This window comes from Bradyrhizobium australiense, assembly GCF_013114825.1.
In the GTDB taxonomy this organism is placed as follows: domain Bacteria; phylum Pseudomonadota; class Alphaproteobacteria; order Rhizobiales; family Xanthobacteraceae; genus Bradyrhizobium; species Bradyrhizobium australiense.
Genome location: NZ_JAAVLX010000017.1, coordinates 34,253 through 50,775, shown reverse-complemented (window position 1 = coordinate 50,775; position 16,523 = coordinate 34,253). Strand labels below are relative to the sequence as shown.

At 61.9% G+C, this 16,523-nt stretch carries 15 protein-coding genes; 11 read left to right on the top strand and 4 right to left on the bottom strand.

Features of this window, described 5'->3' with window-relative positions; genetic code table 11:
• The first annotated feature begins 13 nt into the window (after positions 1-13).
• From HCN58_RS33945 to HCN58_RS33930, 4 genes are all read left to right on the top strand, one after another.
• Positions 14-985 (top strand): DUF6282 family protein, encoded by a 972-nt coding sequence (locus HCN58_RS33945; RefSeq protein ID WP_171583697.1) that lies wholly within the window; start codon positions 14-16, stop codon positions 983-985.
• 59 nt (positions 986-1,044) lie between these two features.
• Positions 1,045-2,124, top strand: a complete 1,080-nt coding sequence (locus HCN58_RS33940) for an alpha/beta hydrolase (protein WP_171583696.1) — start codon at positions 1,045-1,047, stop codon at positions 2,122-2,124.
• Positions 2,125-2,167: 43 nt separating this feature from the next.
• The gene (locus HCN58_RS33935) at positions 2,168-3,136 is read left to right on the top strand and encodes a Bug family tripartite tricarboxylate transporter substrate binding protein (protein ID WP_171583695.1); all 969 of its coding nucleotides are present in this window, start codon (positions 2,168-2,170) and stop codon (positions 3,134-3,136) included.
• A 227-nt stretch (positions 3,137-3,363) separates the two neighbouring features.
• Positions 3,364-4,779, top strand: coding sequence for an aldehyde dehydrogenase family protein (locus tag HCN58_RS33930; protein WP_171583694.1), 1,416 nt, complete (start codon positions 3,364-3,366; stop codon positions 4,777-4,779).
• Positions 4,780-4,804: 25 nt separating this feature from the next.
• Here HCN58_RS33930 and HCN58_RS33925 read toward each other — a convergent pair whose 3' ends face one another.
• Positions 4,805-5,734, bottom strand: coding sequence for a GlxA family transcriptional regulator (locus HCN58_RS33925; RefSeq protein WP_171583693.1), 930 nt, complete (start codon positions 5,732-5,734; stop codon positions 4,805-4,807).
• A 150-nt stretch (positions 5,735-5,884) separates the two neighbouring features.
• On the opposite strand from HCN58_RS33925, the gene HCN58_RS33920 reads away from it, so the two are divergent.
• The 5 genes from HCN58_RS33920 to HCN58_RS33900 all read left to right on the top strand — a co-directional run bounded on the left by HCN58_RS33920 (position 5,885) and on the right by HCN58_RS33900 (position 9,982).
• Positions 5,885-6,715, top strand: a complete 831-nt coding sequence (locus HCN58_RS33920; RefSeq protein ID WP_171583692.1) for a dienelactone hydrolase family protein — start codon at positions 5,885-5,887, stop codon at positions 6,713-6,715.
• A gap of 327 nt (positions 6,716-7,042) precedes the next feature.
• Positions 7,043-7,294 carry a DUF3551 domain-containing protein gene (locus tag HCN58_RS33915; protein ID WP_171583691.1) on the top strand — a complete coding sequence of 84 codons (252 nt, stop codon included), beginning with the start codon at positions 7,043-7,045 and terminating at the stop codon, positions 7,292-7,294.
• Positions 7,295-7,387: 93 nt separating this feature from the next.
• Positions 7,388-9,028 (top strand): phosphoglucomutase (alpha-D-glucose-1,6-bisphosphate-dependent), encoded by a 1,641-nt coding sequence (pgm, locus tag HCN58_RS33910; RefSeq protein ID WP_171583690.1) that lies wholly within the window; start codon positions 7,388-7,390, stop codon positions 9,026-9,028.
• Positions 9,029-9,256: 228 nt separating this feature from the next.
• Positions 9,257-9,610, top strand: coding sequence for a hypothetical protein (locus tag HCN58_RS33905; protein ID WP_171583689.1), 354 nt, complete (start codon positions 9,257-9,259; stop codon positions 9,608-9,610).
• Between the two features lie 63 nt (positions 9,611-9,673).
• The gene (locus HCN58_RS33900; protein ID WP_171583688.1) at positions 9,674-9,982 is read left to right on the top strand and encodes a helix-turn-helix domain-containing protein; all 309 of its coding nucleotides are present in this window, start codon (positions 9,674-9,676) and stop codon (positions 9,980-9,982) included.
• Positions 9,983-10,187: 205 nt separating this feature from the next.
• On the opposite strand, the gene HCN58_RS33895 is transcribed toward HCN58_RS33900, so the two are convergent.
• Positions 10,188-10,742, bottom strand: coding sequence for a hypothetical protein (locus HCN58_RS33895; RefSeq protein ID WP_171583687.1), 555 nt, complete (start codon positions 10,740-10,742; stop codon positions 10,188-10,190).
• 89 nt (positions 10,743-10,831) lie between these two features.
• On the opposite strand from HCN58_RS33895, the gene HCN58_RS37610 reads away from it, so the two are divergent.
• Together HCN58_RS37610 and HCN58_RS33880 are read left to right on the top strand one after the other, a co-directional pair.
• On the top strand, positions 10,832-12,172 hold the full coding sequence (locus tag HCN58_RS37610) for a YcaO-like family protein (RefSeq protein WP_376701251.1): 1,341 nt from the start codon (positions 10,832-10,834) through the stop codon (positions 12,170-12,172).
• A gap of 39 nt (positions 12,173-12,211) precedes the next feature.
• On the top strand, positions 12,212-14,314 hold the full coding sequence (locus HCN58_RS33880; protein ID WP_171583684.1) for a BTAD domain-containing putative transcriptional regulator: 2,103 nt from the start codon (positions 12,212-12,214) through the stop codon (positions 14,312-14,314).
• Here HCN58_RS33880 and HCN58_RS33875 read toward each other — a convergent pair whose 3' ends face one another.
• Both HCN58_RS33875 and HCN58_RS33870 read right to left on the bottom strand, forming a co-directional pair.
• Complete coding sequence (locus HCN58_RS33875; protein ID WP_171583683.1) at positions 14,315-14,725, bottom strand: hypothetical protein; 411 nt, start codon at positions 14,723-14,725, stop codon at positions 14,315-14,317. It lies immediately after the preceding gene.
• A 41-nt stretch (positions 14,726-14,766) separates the two neighbouring features.
• Positions 14,767-16,509 carry a peroxidase family protein gene (locus HCN58_RS33870; RefSeq protein WP_171583682.1) on the bottom strand — a complete coding sequence of 581 codons (1,743 nt, stop codon included), beginning with the start codon at positions 16,507-16,509 and terminating at the stop codon, positions 14,767-14,769.
• Between the last annotated feature and the right edge of the window lie 14 nt (positions 16,510-16,523).

Here is a 16,523-nt window from a genome sequence, read left to right as displayed (position 1 = left end):
AAGGGCCCTGACCATGGCCGACAAGCAAGTGTCCTATCCCGCTACGGTGCCGCTACCGCCGCTATCGCGGGCAGCGGAAGTCGCCGAGCTCCTGGTCGGCGCGATCGATCTGCACTGCCATAGCGGCCCGGCGGCCATGCCGCGCATCCTCGATCATCACGAGGAACTGCTTGATGCGGCGGCCGCGAAATTCCGCGCCGTGCTCTACAAGGATCACTTCTATGCCGGCATGGCGCACGCGATCTTGCTGGAGAAGTTGTTCCCCGAAACCAATGTGAAGCTGTTCTCCGGCATCGTGCTGAACAATGCCTCGGGTGGCATCAACCCGCATGCCGTCGACCACGCCATCAAGCTCGGCGGCAAGATCGTCTGGATGCCGACGCTGTCGGCCGCGAACCACATCAAGGCGATGGCGGCCGGAAATTCGACGTTTCCGAAGACCTCGCAAAGAATGCTCGATCCGATTCCACTCTCCGCGCTCGACCCCAACGGTAAGCTCACGGACGACACCAAAAAGGTGATCGATCTCATTGCCGAGGCGGACATCATCCTGGCCGGCGGTCACCTGCCGGCCAGCGAATTGCACATCCTGTTCGACGAGGCGGCGCGGCGCGGTGTCAAGAAGATGATGGTCAACCATCCGACCTACATCGTCGGTTGCAACGACACCGATATCCGCCAACTCGTCGCGCGCGGGGTCAAGATGGAGCATTCGATCTGCATGTTCATCGAAGGCAAATCCTTGAAGTATAGCCCGGATGATCTGGCGCACCTGATCGAAGTGGCCGGCGTCGACAACACGATTCTGTCGTCCGACCTCGGCCTGCAGGGGTCGCAGCGCCCGGTCGACGGCTTCCGCAGCATCACCCAGATCCTGCTTGATCTGCAGATGTCGCGCACCGCGATCAGGAAGCTCATCAGCGACAACGCGGCGCGATTTCTGAATCTTCCGGCGATGCAGTCGACCGCGCAGGACGCGGCCTAGCAAGGCAAGCGCAAAGACCGCGAAAAGCGGCGCGCACGATTTTGGGGAGGAGGCAGACCATGAACTGCGGTAAAAGCCTTTTGAAGGGCTGCAAGCTGTTGCAGCCGTTTGCCGCGGCATTGTTGTTTACCGGACTTGGCAGCACCGCCTTCGCTGAAGAGGGGCGCAAGCCACCGAGGCCGCCGATCATCCTGGAATCGACGGGCGCGTATGAAGTGGGCGGCAAGGTCATTACCAAGCCCGGCGATCCCGGCCAGACGCTCTCCTGCGACCACGGTTACATCGAATACTTCATCCCCGCGAAAAGGCGCAGCGTCGGCCTGATCATGTGGCACAGTTCCAGCACCAAGGTGTGGGAGAATCGCTGGGACGGCGGTGAGGGTTACAAGAGCATTTTCCTACGCAAGGGTTATCCCGTTTACCTCTGGGACGGACCCCGCGTCGGTCGCGCGAACTGGAGCTGCGAGCCGATCACCTACACGCCCGATTATTTCGATCAGCGCAATTTTGCCGCCTGGCGCTTCGGCCTGACCTATCTCAACTGGCATCCGGGCCTGCAGTTTCCGACGGCGGACAAGGAAGCCTGGAATCAGGCAACGCGCGCCCGTTACGACGAGTTCGATACGCTCGAGAATGCATTGTTGCAGGCGGAGGCCGGCGGCCAGGCGATCGACAAGGTCGGTCCCGTCGTAGCCATCACCAATTCCGCGGGCGGCTGGCGCGCGTTGTTGTCGGCATTGAAGGCGAAAAGCGACAACATGAAGGGCATCGTCGCCTACGAAACCCCGGGCGTTGTCTTCCCGGAGGGCGAGGGACCCGAGCCCAAGCCGAGCGCGCCGTACGGTCCCAATTCCGTGCCGCTCGCCGAGTTCAAGAAGCTGACCAAATTTCCGATCCAGATGGTGTTCGGCGACTACACCGAGACGCGTCCCATCTGGGCCGCCTCGGTCAAGGTGGCACGGACCTTTTGCGATATCGTCAACCGTCACGGCGGAGATTGCGAGGTACTGCTGCTCCCCGATGCGGGTCTGCGCGGCAACACGCACATCGCCTTTGCCGATCTGAACAATGAAGCCGTTGCGGACGAGCTATCCAAATGGCTTGGCCGCAAGGGGCTGGACAAGTTTTCCGCAGAATAAGCGCTGGTGCCCACGCAGGATCTGCGCACAACTCGGAGGAAACATGCGCCTGCTCTCTCTCGGCCTCATAGGCCTTCTTGCCATTGCGCCATGTCACCGCGCCGCAGCCCAAGAGTGGCCGAGTCGACCGGTCACCATGGTCGTTCCGTTCCCGGCCGGCGCCGCCGTTGACACGCTGGCGCGCGCCGTGGCGCACGCGCTGAGCGAGGAGTTCGGCAAGCAGTTTATCGTCGAAAACCGTGCGGGGGCGGGCGGTAATCTCGGTGGCACGGCGGTCGCCAAAGCGGCTGCCGACGGCCATACATGGCTGTTCGGGACGCCGGCGCCGATCGCGCTCAACAAGCTCATGTACAACGGCCTGGCTTACGACTCCGATCGAGACTTCACGCCGGTCGTGCTCGTCGCCAAGTCTCCAATGATCATTACTGCGACCTTGGATTTTCCAGCGAAGACGCTTCCCGACCTGATCGCCTATGCCAAACAGAACCCAGGCAAGGTCAATGTCGGCCATCCCGGCAACGGCACGCTCGGACACATTACCTCGGCGCTGATCCAGCAGTTTGCCGGCGCAGAGATGACGAACGTGCCCTATCGCGGCTCGGCGCCGCTGATCACGGACCTCTTGGGCGGACAAGTCAACGTCGCCATGGATTTCATGCCGACCTATCTGCCGCTGGTAGCCGACCGCAAGATCCGCGCGCTGGCGGTGACCACGAGCCAGCGCGTGGCGCAACTGCCCGATGTGCCGACGGTGCAGGAAGCGGGATTCAAGGGCTTCGAGGCGACCGCGTGGTACGCGATCGTGGCTCCGACCGGTACGCCGTCCGACATCGTGATGAAGGTCAACAAGGCGGTGAATGCCTTCCTGAAGAGCGACAAGGGCAAGACCATCCTCGAGCAAAACTCGCTGCAAGGCGTCGGAGGCGCGCCGGAAGATCTCAAGGCGTTCATCGACGGCGAACGCGACAAATGGCGGCCCGTGATCGAGACGGCAAAGATCGCGATGCAGTAAAGCGAGATCGCCATAGATGACTGGCATTGAAATTCCTGCGCTGTTGATCCCGAAGGTTGCGCTCGTCACGGGCGGCAGCAGCGGCATCGAAGGCCGCGGCCACGCCTGACGATGTCGCAAGGGCGGTGGTTGCCTGAATCGTCAACCTGACAGGCTCGACGGGAATGGTGACGCCGGTGGATGAGGGCAGGCACCTGTAGGCGGATAAGGGTCATGGATGGGGAACGATGGAAAATCTGAAATTCTACATCGACGGCGCTTGGGTCGATCCAGCCGCGCCGTCAACGTTAGGAATCGTCAACCCAGCAACCGAGGAGATCTTCGCGCACATCAGCCTGGGCTCCCGGAACGATGTAGATCGGGCCGCCAAGGCTGCTCGTCGCGCGTTCGCGACTTATTCCGAAACCAGCGTCGAAGAACGTCTGTCTTGGCTACAGAAGATCATCGAGCGTTTTAGAGCGCGCCTGCCGGAACTGGCGCGAATGATGACGCTCGAAATGGGCGCGCCCATTACGTTCGCGACCGAGCGTCAGGCAACCGTCGCGCTGTTTCATTTCGAGGAAGCGGCGCGGGTGCTGGCGCAATACAAGTTTGAGGAGGGGATGGGGAACGGGATCATTCGCCGCGAGCCAATCGGCGTCTGCGGACTGATCACACCGTGGAACTGGCCGCTGAACCAGGTGGCCTCCAAGGTCGCCCCGGCGCTCGCAACCGGCTGCACGGTTGTCCTGAAACCGAGCGAGATCGCACCGCTCAGCGCGATGTTGCTTGCAGAGATCGTCCACGGGGCCGGTGTTCCGGCGGGTGTCTTCAATTTGGTCAACGGCGACGGTCCCACCGTGGGGGAGGCGATTGCCGCCCATCCCGAAATCGACATGGTGTCTTTCACCGGATCGACGGCGGCCGGCGTCAGAGTGGCCAGGCTTGCGGCGGATACGATCAAGCGCGTCGCGCAGGAACTGGGCGGCAAGTCCGCCAACATCATCCTTGCCGATGCCGATCTGAAAGCGGCTGTGATCCAGGGCGTTCACGCCTGTTACACAAACGCCGGCCAGAACTGCCAGTCTCCCACGCGCATGTTGATCCCGCGCGCGCAGCGTGACGCGGCATTCGAGGCGGCGCGCGAGGCGGTCGACAGCATCCGGCTGGGAGACCCGCTCGATCCCGCATCCACCATGGGGCCGCTGGTGAGCCAAGCGCAGTTTCAGAAAGTCCAGGAGCTTATTCGGTCGGGCATCGACGAGGGGGCGACGCTGGTGGCTGGCGGAACGGGTCGGCCCGCCGAAATCAACCGTGGATATTATGTCCGCCCGACTGTCTTCGGCGATGTGATGCCGCAGATGAAGATTGCGCGTGAGGAGATCTTCGGTCCGGTGCTGTCGATCATGAGCTATGATAGCGAGGATGAGGCGATCGAAATCGCAAACGACACGCCGTTCGGCTTGGCGGGTTTCGTGCAGTCCAGGGACCCTGGCCGCGCTCGCGCTGTCGCCAACCGCATCCGCGCAGGGCGCGTCTATCTCAACGGTGCTCCTTTTGACCGCAGCCTGCCCTTTGGCGGCTACAAGCAGTCCGGCAATGGGCGCGAGTTCGGAGTCTTCGGGTTTGAAGAATATCTCGAGGTGAAGGCTATATTGGGCTGAGACTGGCGACGTTGTCGGGAGACGCTCAAGCGACGGGACGGAAATGTCCGGGCGGATGTTTCGTATCGCGCCGGATCAGCCGGCGAAGCGTGGAGGGCTCCGCATATCCTACCTGGCGTGCGATCTGGTCGACCGGCAGGCGCGTGGTCTCAAGCAGAAAGCGCGCGGTTTCTAGCCTGATCCGCTGCACGAACTGAATCGGTGAAATGCCGCAGGTCGCCGCAATTCGTCGGGCAAATGTTCGCGGCGCCAGCGCGACGGCTGCGGCGAGCTCCTCGATCGCAAAGTCACGCGCGATGTTGTCGCGCACCCATTTTTCGGCCTTGGCAATCCTGGGGTCCTGGCCTGCCAGGTAGGTAATCGCCATGAATGGTGCCTGGGAGCGCCGCTCATCCAGCAGGAGATAGTTGGCGCAGGCTCTCGCCAAGCCTGGTCCGGCGAACCGGCCGACGACCGCAAGCATCAGGTCCATCTGCGCCATGGCCGCGCCAGCGGTTGCGATCGGCCAATCGGCGACGACCATCTGCTCCGTCATGAGTTCGACGTCGGGATAACGCTGCCGGAACAGCGGCGCGAGCCACCATGTCGTGGTCGCGCGCCGGCCGTCGAGCAAGCCCGCCTCCGCCAGCAGAAATGTGCTGGCGCAGGATGCGGCGAGCATGGCGCCGCGCCCGAACGCCCGGGTAAGCGCATCGCCCGCGCGCCGGCATGCCGGGCTCATTAACTTCTTGTCCAGTTCGTCCGCCGATGCAGTACCGAGACCGGGGACGACGATGAGTTCTATCCCGCGCAAATCGACGTCGCCGCGGCGGTATCCGCAACGCACCCTGGTCACCTTGAACGGCAGAACACGTTTCGCAGCGCTGATCCGGTTCGCGGTCGCCAATACGTCGTGGGTGATAGCCGCGCTCGAAGCCATGCACCCCTCGATCTCAACGACCGCGACTTTGGTCATGTCAAAAAATCCACTATAAATGTCATTTTTGACACTAGACCGACGAGCACAAAATCGCAACGATATGCACAGAATTGCGTTTGTAGGAATCCCCGGCCGCTGCGCCGCGGCTCCTGCCGAGTATCCATCAATCGACAAGGAATTGTGGCGATGCCGAAACGGTCCATGAAGCAGGACGATCCGCTCGAGGATTTCACGCGCCGCGAGATTGCACTCGATAACGTCACCAAGGTCGTCTACGTGGCCGGTACGGGGCCTGTTGTCATCGTGATGACGGAAATGCCGGGCATCAGCCCGCATGTCGCGCGGTTTGCGCGCTGGGTCCGCGATGCAGGCTTCACCGTCTACGTGCCATCGCTGTTCGGCCGTGACGGCGCCGTTCCAGGCGCGGAGGAGGGCGCTGCGATCTTTCAGCGCGCCTGTGTGAGCGCCGAGTTTCGCGCTTTGGCCTCACACCAATCAAGTCCCGTGACAAAGTGGCTGCGGTCGCTGGCGCGATTCGCACATGGCGAGTGCGGCGGCCCCGGCGTCGGCGCGATCGGAATGTGCTTCACGGGAAATTTTGCGCTGACCATGATGCTTGAACCATCGATGCTGGCGCCGGTGCTCTCGCAGCCGTCGCTGCCGCTGAACGATCCGGCCGGCATTGAAATCGCACCCGACGAAGTGAGGGCCGTCCGCGAACGGCTCGAGAGGGAAGATCTGATGGTGCTGGCCTATCGCTTCGCAGGCGACAAGTTCTGCACGGCACAACGCTTCGCGGCCTATGCGGAAGCGCTCGGTGACCGATTCATCGGGCGTGTGCTGCCGGACAGCGCGGCGAACGCCGATCTTGCGCCGTTCTTCGCGCGTCACGTGACGACCCCGCATAGCGTCGTCACCGCGCACCTAATCGACGAGGCCGGCCAGCCGACGATCGCGGCCCGCGACGAGATCCTGGCATTCTTCAAGCATCGGCTTGCGTCGCCGCGAAGCAGCTAGGGCTCATAGCGCTTCAAACTCGTCGCGCGACGGCGTGATCGGCAGCCAGTTCGGGATGCGACGCTTGGCGAACCAATAGGGCCGCCAAAGCGATAGCCAGCCGAGTGATCAGGTGGCGCCGTGCTGGACCATATCAATCTGCGACAGATAACGCATCTGCAGCCTTTGGCGCGCCACCCCATTGCCTCAGACAGGGCGCAAAGGGAAGTGGGCCAAGCGATGCCTCGTCAAAGGTGACCGATTTCCACCATCATGTCTGATCGGTCGGTGGAAAGCAGGTAATCAAGCCCCGCATTGTCCTGTCGGCCTGTCCCGAAGGAGTCCCCAATGCGCGTATTGGCTTGCACGATTCTAATGGGAACGATGTTGCCCGCCGCGCCGGCGCGCGCCCAGACCTATGATCCAAACTACCCGGTCTGCCTGCAAACATACGCCATTGGTGGCGGCTACATCGACTGCAGCTTTGCTTCGCTGGGGCAGTGCGCCGCGTCCGCATCGGGTCGCGCGGCCCAATGCTTAAACAATCCGTATTTCGCACAAGATGCCAGGAAACCGCCCCGGCAGCGCGGCGTTTACTAGAGGCGGCATCGGCTTGCGAAGACGTGGGCTCGATTTTGCCGAGACCGTCGCTTGCACCTATAATCCGGCGAAACCACCATTCCGTGAGGTCATGTGACTGCCACCAATCCCGCTGCCGGCAAACCGGTTGATCCCGCCACCCTCGTCAACGTACCGCAACTGGTAACGACCTACTTCGCGTCCAAACCGGATCCGTCCGATCCTACCCAGCGTGTTGCGTTCGGCACCTCGGGACATCGCGGGACATCGCTGAAGAACTCGTTCAATGAAAATCATATCCTGGCGACGACGCAAGCGATCTGCGATTACCGCCGCGAGACGGGACTGACCGGTCCGCTGTTTATCGGCATCGATACCCATGCGCTGGCCGAGCCGGCGCTGGCGAGCGCGGTAGAAGTGTTTGCCGCCAACGGGGTCGACATCATGATTGACGAGCGCGGCGGCTACACGCCGACGCCGGTCATCTCGCATGCGATCCTGAGTTACAATAAGGATCGAACGAGCGGACTTGCCGATGGGGTCGTCATCACGCCCTCGCACAATCCGCCCGAAGATGGCGGGTACAAATATAACCCGCCGCATGGCGGCCCGGCCGATACCGACGTGACGGCCAAGGTTGAGAAGGGTGCTAACACCTACATCGAAGCTGACATGAAGGGCGTTGCGCGGATACCGTATGAGCGCGCCCGCAAGGCGCCATCGACGCATCGGCACGATTACATCCGTCCCTATGTCGCCGATCTCGGCAATGCCGTGGACATGGCGCTGATCAAATCATCCGGCGTGAGAATCGGTATTGATCCGCTGGGCGGCGCCGCCGTTCACTACTGGCAGCCGCTGATCGAGCATTACGGGATCAACGCAACTGTCGTGAACGATGCCGTCGACCCGACGTTTCGTTTCATGACGGCGGACTGGGATGGAAAAATCCGGATGGATTGTTCCTCGCCATTCGCGATGGCAAGCCTGATCCAGATGCGCGACAGGTTCGATGTCGCCTTTGCCAATGATACCGACGCCGATCGCCACGGCATCGTGACGCGCACCGGCGGGTTGATGAATCCGAACCATTTTCTCGCGGCTGCGATCGCCTACCTGTTTGCGCATCGGCCGCAATGGGGCAGCGAGGCCGCGATCGGCAAAACCATCGTCTCCAGTTCGATCATCGATCGTGTCGCTAAAAAGCTGAACCGCAAGCTGGTCGAGACCCCGGTCGGTTTCAAATGGTTCGTCGAAGGCCTCGGCACCGGCGCATTCGGATTCGCGGGCGAGGAAAGCGCCGGTGCATCGTTCCTCAAGCGCGACGGCTCCGTCTGGACGACCGACAAGGATGGCATGGTGATGGGGCTGCTCGCCGCCGAAATCCTCGGTCGCACCGGCCGCGATCCGAGCCAGCTGTTTGCCGCTCTGACCGCCGAACTCGGCGTGCCGTTCTACGAGCGGATCGATGTGCCGGCGACGCCCAAACAGAAGAGCGCGCTCAAGGCACTCGGGCCGGAGCAGCTCAATATGCACCGGCTTGCTGGTGAACCGGTCAGCGCGATTCGGACCCGTGCGCCGGGTAATGATCAATCGTTCGGCGGCATCAAGGTCGAGTCCGAGGCGGGATGGTTCGCCGCGCGGCCATCGGGCACCGAAGACGTCTACAAGATCTACGCCGAAAGTTTCCGCGACCAGAATCACCTGAGGACGATTCAGCAGGATGCCCAGCGGGCCATCGCGAAGGCTTTCTAACTGCCGTACCGTGAGGTGGTTGGGAGGTTTGTAGCGGCAAAATCCCGAACCGCTACGGGAGGGTGGAATGAATATTGCGTCCGCCGCGCAGACTGAACCAGCTCGGCACTGCCTGGAACTTCGGAACGGAATCACGGTTGCGCTTGCGATCACGCTGAAATCACGAGAGCCCCCGCAGTGTTAGGCTCGGGAGTTAGCTGCCAGAAAGCCGTCCAGAGCGGGGGGCCTGTGAGCTATCGCGAGGTACCGGGGGATGAAATGAGTGCGGAATCGGTCGTCTACTACCTGAATCGCGTGCCGGAGAGCGATCCGGATGACCAAACCGAATGGCTTGTAACGGCCTTGGGGCAGTATACCGGCGCGGAACTGCGCGAACTGCTCTATGTAGCGGAAGAGCCTGGATTCTTTGAATTAATGCGCGGGCTGTTTGCACTCTCGGACGAGAGCCGCGCCGCTCTGCAGCATTTCCTCGAAACCGGTCACCCGCCGGCCATGAAGGCCGCGATCGATCCGAAGGGCCGGTTGACGATCGAACCCGCTAACGCCGGGCAGCGGGCCAATGTGATCCCTATCGCAAATTAGTTCCTGTAGCGCCCTTAGGTTGTGTTAAGATCTCTCCCAACTTGAAGAGTTGGGAGCCTGCCGATGGCGACGAGGAAGTCTGGCCCGCTTGATGCGATGGTGGGTGCCAGAATTCGTATGTTTCGGATCAACCGCGGCACCAGCCAAACCATCGCCGAACGCTTTGGCGTCACCATTCAACAGGTACAGAAATACGAGCGGGGCGCCAACCGGGTTGGTGCCATCCGGTTGTCGCAAATCGCTACCGTGCTGGATGTTTCGGCCGGCGAGTTGTTCGAATCTTCCCGACCCGGATCTTCCGGCTTGAATTCACCGGTTCATTTGCTGGCCGGGCGGGCGCCTTGCGCGTTCTCATGGCCTATGCGCGAATAACGAGCCCGCGCGTGCGGCTTTGCGTCGCCAAACTGGTTGAAAGCATCGCCGGTCGAACACGGGGATCGAAGGCTACTACGGTTGCACGGCTGAATATTGTCGATCGCGGTGAGCGGCGGAGATTTCCCTCGCGGTGATAGTCTTCCGTAAGAAGACGTACGGAATCACGTGCGGTCCCGTTTCTGTCGGTAGTCCGATCGCGGCTTCAGCCGGTCGCGCGAATCGCAAGCCGCTCCGGCGGCCTGCTGCCGGGAATAAACTCGCCGATCCAGTCACGGCGCGTCGCTTCGATATGCCATGACATTGCTTCGGCCGAATACGGTGCCGGATCGGGAATGTCTTTGCGGATCTCCTTGCCGTCGAGCCAGCCGCAGCTATGGGAGTAGCGCGTCTTGCAGACGAGATGGACATCGCCCTGGTTCTGCAGCAGCACGTATCCGTCGGCCGGAAAAAACGTGCCGGCAAGCTCGATCGCAGCAGGCAACTGGCGCACCAGCAGGAATGTGCTGGTGGCTTGCGTCTCCGATTCGGAGACCAGTACGCCGACGAGGCTGTGAATTGGCGCAATCGCCTGCGGTGCAACCAGTGCGAGAGGCTCCGTGATCGGGCCGGCTGTCGCAATCGAAAGATACTCGCCATCCGGTCCCCAACGGCAGGCGATCAGCCACTCGCGGCTGCGGCTACGAATCAAGGTCGGCTTGGCATAGTCCGATCGGGCAAAATCTGCTGCCATGGCTATGACGAAGGCTTTCGCGAGCATAAGTTCCTCCAGGGCGAGGGCGGACTGGCCTCACGTCCGGAATCTGCGCGTCAAGTCGTGAGGTCACCGTGAGCGGTACCGAAAATTCGATGCAAGAATTGTTTGCGCGCGCTGCATCGTTGCTTCTTGGCAACGATGTGGACGCGGCCGGCGATCACGATGCCAGACTCATCCTTCAGGCGCTGGAATATGCCGGCGAATCCAGCAATGGAATTGATTCGCAGCTCGCGAATCGCGCTCATTTGCTGATCGCTGCTTCCCGATTTGCGCGCGTGTTCGAACTGGCCTCGCCCGATGCGCCCGGCCTGATCAGCTTTGGTGCGCAATTCGATCCAGCGCTTGCCGATCCCTTGCATGACGGAAGCCCGATGGTCGGCGTTTCCGGCGTTGGTCTGACGTTGCGGGAAGCATTTCAGGGCTGTATCGGCGAGGGTATCGAGTACCTCTCCCAATTGCAGACTGGAACCGATCTGTTGCTCGAACCGGGCGTTGACGATTGGGCCGGAAAACTCGGTCCGAAGGCGCTGGAGCTGGTAGCGGCCCTTTCGGAACGTCGCATGCAACCAGAGCGAGCGCTCTCCTGGTGTCGCGTAACAAAGCTGACCGACGGAGGCGAGGTGTGGCTTCCGGCGGACATCTGCCTGCGGCGACCGCCAGCGCAACGCGAGTTTGCCCCGCCATTCCCGCTGAGCATCGGATCGGCCGCCGGTCCGTCACGGGACGCCGCAGCGCTGCATGGCCTGCTGGAATTGATCGAGCGCGATGCAGCCAGCCTGTGGTGGCGAGGCGGTCAGTTGCCGCGATCGCTTCCGCCGCAGCCTGAAGCCGGCATCGTGGCGGCAAACTTGTTGCAGAAGCTTCGGCACGGCGTCTCGACGCCGCGCCGGACTTGGCTGCTCGACATTACGACGGATATCGGCGTGCCCTGCATCGCGGCCGTCTCCTGCCGGGCGGACGGTTCCGGTTTTGCTTTCGGCCTCGCCGCACGGCCGACGCTCGAGGCTGCGGTCCGCTCGGCGATTGTGGAAATGTGCCAGCTCGAATTGGCCGACAACGTCGTTGCAACCAAACGCAGCGAACGCGGCGATGAAGCGCTCAACCGACAGGATCGCATCCACCTGCAGCGGGCAGCGATCGACGCCGACCAGTGCAGATTGCTGCAGCCGGTCGAAGAGTGCGCCGCCCATCTGCCCCTTCACGCAACTGATGCGAGCGCTATATTTGGATTGATCGTACAGCGTTTGGAAAAGCTAGGATACGATACATTCTGCATCGATCTCACGCGCCAGCGCTTCGCCGTTCCGGTGGTTCGCGTGATCGCCCCAGGCCTGCAACTCGAGCCATCCGAAATTGTCACGGGCAGGCTGCAGGACGCGATTGTACGAACTGGAGGCGGCGCAACCTATACCGGGGGCATCCCTTTGATATAGAGTGGCGGGAATTAACCAACCGGTTCCGGAAACCGTTGCATGCCGGCCAGCGCAAACGCCATGACAGCAGACGATGCCGCGGCGGCGCCTGAAAGCGCTCCGCGTCTGTCGCTATCGCTGGTGGGGCGGCTCGGCCTGCGGTTCAACGGCCGGCCGATCGAACTGCGAACCCGCAAGGCGGGGGCGGTCCTTAGCTATCTCGCGCTGTCGGAGACCAAGCAGGAGAGCCGGGAGCGGCTGGTCGGCCTGCTGTGGAGCCGTTCGGACGAGGAAAGGGCGCGTGCCTCGTTGCGTCAGGTCGTCCGCGAACTGCGATCCTTGCTCGAGGAGGCCGGGTATGACGGCTTCATCGCGGAGCGGCTCCTGATCGGGCTCAACATTGGACGAATCCAAGTCGATATCGAAAGCGTGATCCAACTCGCCGAGAGCGGACGCGTTCACCCGCTATTGCTCGATACCCCGCAGCTCGACGGGCGGCTGCTCGAAGGAATGGACGATCTCGACCCGTCGTTCCGGGTCTGGGTGTTGGCCAAGCGGCAGACCATCCATGAACGGCTGATGCGCAATCTCGACGCAGGCTTGACCTCCGCAAGCGTGCCCGCTGAATCCAAAAAAAAGGTCGCGGTCGCGATCGTCAATCTCGATCCCACGCATGAATACGCCTGCCGCTATCTGATGCGGGCGCATGCGGAAGAAGGCGATGTTGCCGGCGCGCTGCGGATCTACAAGGCGCTGTGGGATCTCTTGGATCGCGACTACGCGATGGAGCCGTCGTCGGCTACCGAAGAACTCGTCGCAAACATCAAGCTCGGTATTCTGGAGCGCGCGCCGGCCGATCGGGCTGCCTCGGCCGCGAATGACGAATTCGCCGTCAGAATGATCAGAGGGACCGCTCCTCAGCCGGTGATCCCGATCTCGGCTTCGGTCAATGCACCTGCCAAGACGCGCCTGGTGTTGCGGCCCTTTGCTATGCACGGCGTCGATGAGGATCACAGCCATCTGGTGCAGGGGTTCTCTCAGCACCTCGCCGCCTGTCTCGTACGATTCCGCGAATGGAGTGTCGTTGACCGTCCGCCGGCCGCGGTCGTGCTTCCCGCGCCGGACTCGGCGCCGCAATATTGCATCGAGACCACCGCTTATCAGGCCGGCGCCGAAATCAATATCGTGATGGTGCTCCGGGACGACACGACGGGAATCTATATCTGGAGCGAAAGCTTCCGCCTCGGCCTCGGCAACTGGTTCGAAACGCAGCAGCGCATCATCCGCCGGATCGCAACTTCGCTGAACGTGCAGCTGTCGACCGAACGGCTGATGCGGCTCGCCGGCGAGCCTGACGTGTCGCTCGACCTGCATGACCGCTGGCTCCGTGGACAGAACCTCATGTCGAAGTTCGATCCCGAAAGCTGGCGGCGAGCGGTCGCCATCTTTCGCGATGCGATCCGCGATAATCCGGGCTTCTCGCCCTGCTACAGCAGCCTCGTGCAGATGAACAACATCGAGCATCTGGTGCATCCCGGGATCTTTCGCGATCTCGAAAAGGCCAAGGCCACACTCGAATTGGCAAAGACCGCCGTTCAACTGGATCCGGTCGATTCCAGGGCGCATCTGTGCTGCGGCTGGTCCTATGTGATGGCGCTTCGAGAAACCGAAGCTGCGCCGCATATGGCGCTTGCCTGCGAGCTCAATGACAACGACCCGTGGACGTTGCTGTCGAGCGCTCACTATGAGGTCTTTTGCGGATCAATCGAGCAGGCCCGGCTCAGGGCCGATCAAGCGCTGACGCTCTCACCTGCGCCTTCCTATCTTGAATGGGCTTATCATTGCACCATTCGGTTTCTGTGCGGCGACTACGCAGGCGCCCTCGAGGCCTGCGACCGCGCCAATGGCGTCGGGCGGACATTGCCCGCATGGCGGACGGCCGCGCTGTTCTATCTTGGGGAGTTGGGGAAGGCGCGCGAAGAAGCGCAGCGCTTCGTGAACGGATTACGTTCGTTTTGGGTCGGTACATCGACCCCGACCGACGAGGCTGTCGTGCGGTGGGTTATGCAGGCTCACCCGATTAGCGTCGGCGAGCGACAGGAAACCCTTCGTCGAGGTTTGCTCGGCGCAGGGCTTCCTGTCGGGGATATCGTCCAGCTCTGACTAGGCGCAGAAGCTGATCGTGTAATCGCCGATACGCTCGGCATGCACCTTGAACTTGTCGGCTTCCGGAATCACCGGATCCATCCCGTTGAACAGCCGCTTGTAGAACGGCGGAAGCGGATAGGTTGCGCCTGGCTTGCTGAGTTTCTCTTCGGAATCGGCGATCGCCACGGCGGGCGGCAAGCGTACCACGATCGTGTCCATTTGCTGCTCGACGAACTTCACCTTCGTGTAGCGATCCGGCACCGTCATGAACACCTGCGCCTTGGCGAGTTGCTCCTTGAATTCCTCGACGGTGGTCGGGATCGGATATTCGTTGTCGTCGTCAAGATAGTTCTTGCCCGTCGACCAGGTCTTTACGAGGTTGCCCCAGCGCTCATGGTTGGTCACTTGCATTCTTTCGAGGGCCATAGTTTCTACTCCTCCGGGTTGCGCGAGACGGACAATTCCGCTCACAGAAATGCAGGCACGGCCTGCTGCAGCTCGGCAATTTCGGTGGTCAACTCCACCAACTGCGCCATGTTTGAGATCTCTGGAATGTCTTGAAGTACATTCGTCAGGTAAAATTCGCGGGAAATGAGATCCAGCTGATCGGCGACCGAGCCGCCGCCGGCCGATTGCGGGTCACTTGCGAGCGCCCCGAATATCACTTCCGATACGATGATCGAACCGAGCAGCCCGAGTTGCAGGCCTTCCGTCTGCTGCATCGCCTCGAACAGGACGAAGAACGGCAGCGGCGGATCGTTCGACAGGGTTTCGATGTCTTCGTCCGTCAGCGCGCCGTAGGCTCGCGTCGAGACGAGCCATTCGCGAAGCTGATCGACACGGTAGGCGCGGTCGGCAAGCAGGCGCGACATGGCGATGAAATGCGGCCGGCGGTCGCCGATCTCGGCAAGCAATGCATCGACCGACCACATGCCGGCGAGGCCGGCGCCGAGCAGGTCGCGATAGAGCAGGCCGACCCGTTCCGTCTCGTCGAATGCCGGAAAGATCTGGTCATTTCCCAGCCCATCGCTGAGATGTGGTCCGATGCGGCGGCTGAAATTCGGCGTCGACCCGTTGATCTCGAAAAAGCGCGACCATTGCACCATCCAGGTCTCGTCGAGCGGCATGTTTGCCGGGTCGTTTACCGAACTCTTTTCCAGCGTGTTGTTGAGGTCATGCAGCGATAGGTCGTTGATCTGATACTCCGGCCGGACCATGGCATGACCGAAGCGAAAGGCCCCGTGCGAAAACTCGAACGGTATCTCCCAATCTCCGATCGCAAGACCGTTGGCTGATGCGAGGCGGTCGATGAAGTGCGGGGCAGGCCCGCAGTAGCTCGCGTAGATCGCCGGATGAATTACCCGCCGCATCAGGTCGTTTCGGATGATGTTGTGATAGATGGCCGTCAATGCGCCGCGGGCGCACAGGAACCGCTTGTAGGCTGCGCCGAACCGGCCGTTCGGCCCGGCGTCATCTTCCCGGCCGCGAATGATATCGACGAGCCCGTTGTGCAGCAGCGCGAGCAGCGCGGTGAGTTGCGACATCACGGCGTGGTCGTCATTGCGTGGGTCGGCGACCAATGCCTCGGTGAGGGCAACGCGGACACCTGCAATGCTGCGGTCGATCCCCGTCACGTTCTCGGCCGGGGTCCGCGCGATGTCGCGGAACGGACAGCCGGTCGCGGGCTGCTTTTCCTTCCAGCGCATTCGGCCGAGCCGCAGCTTGGTCCGCCGGTCGTCGCTCGGCGCGTCGAGTGCATAGATGTGTGGGGATCCGACAGGGCCGCTGCCGTAAAGCGTCTCCATCTGAAGCGGTGTGCGGCGGGCATTGGTCGTCCCTCGGCCGAGCCCCCCCGCAACCGAAAGCGGAATCGCCGAGTGAACCAGATCATGCGCAATGAATTGCAGCAGATAGGTGTAGCCGGAGGGAATGAAGGGATTTTCCCAGTGTTCCGCCGATCGAGCCTGGTGTGGCGGCCATTTTATGACGGCATCCATTCGCCGTGACAGGCGATGCATCAATCCGCGAAGCTCTGCATAGTGTGATGGCGATTCTAGCGGATCGATGCCGAAGGCGCGGAAGCGTTGCGCAGGAGCAGGCGTGCCGAGGAAGTGGCGAAAGCCGGCAGTTATTGCTGTGGGAGCAGAGGCGCGCGCATAGAGCTCGGAAGTTCGGATAGAGGATGCGTCAGCGAAGTTCTGCACAGCCATCAAACCTGTTCCTG

Coding starts and splice junctions, on each gene's coding strand:
- HCN58_RS33945 (WP_171583697.1), top strand. CDS start 14: ATGGCCGACAAGCAAGTGTCCTATCCCGCTACGGTGCCGCTACCGCCG.
- HCN58_RS33940 (WP_171583696.1), top strand. CDS start 1,045: ATGAACTGCGGTAAAAGCCTTTTGAAGGGCTGCAAGCTGTTGCAGCCG.
- HCN58_RS33935 (WP_171583695.1), top strand. CDS start 2,168: ATGCGCCTGCTCTCTCTCGGCCTCATAGGCCTTCTTGCCATTGCGCCA.
- HCN58_RS33930 (WP_171583694.1), top strand. CDS start 3,364: ATGGAAAATCTGAAATTCTACATCGACGGCGCTTGGGTCGATCCAGCC.
- HCN58_RS33925 (WP_171583693.1), bottom strand. CDS start 5,734: ATGACCAAAGTCGCGGTCGTTGAGATCGAGGGGTGCATGGCTTCGAGC.
- HCN58_RS33920 (WP_171583692.1), top strand. CDS start 5,885: ATGCCGAAACGGTCCATGAAGCAGGACGATCCGCTCGAGGATTTCACG.
- HCN58_RS33915 (WP_171583691.1), top strand. CDS start 7,043: ATGCGCGTATTGGCTTGCACGATTCTAATGGGAACGATGTTGCCCGCC.
- HCN58_RS33900 (WP_171583688.1), top strand. CDS start 9,674: ATGGCGACGAGGAAGTCTGGCCCGCTTGATGCGATGGTGGGTGCCAGA.
- HCN58_RS33895 (WP_171583687.1), bottom strand. CDS start 10,742: ATGCTCGCGAAAGCCTTCGTCATAGCCATGGCAGCAGATTTTGCCCGA.
- HCN58_RS37610 (WP_376701251.1), top strand. CDS start 10,832: ATGCAAGAATTGTTTGCGCGCGCTGCATCGTTGCTTCTTGGCAACGAT.
- HCN58_RS33880 (WP_171583684.1), top strand. CDS start 12,212: ATGCCGGCCAGCGCAAACGCCATGACAGCAGACGATGCCGCGGCGGCG.
- HCN58_RS33875 (WP_171583683.1), bottom strand. CDS start 14,725: ATGGCCCTCGAAAGAATGCAAGTGACCAACCATGAGCGCTGGGGCAAC.
- HCN58_RS33870 (WP_171583682.1), bottom strand. CDS start 16,509: ATGGCTGTGCAGAACTTCGCTGACGCATCCTCTATCCGAACTTCCGAG.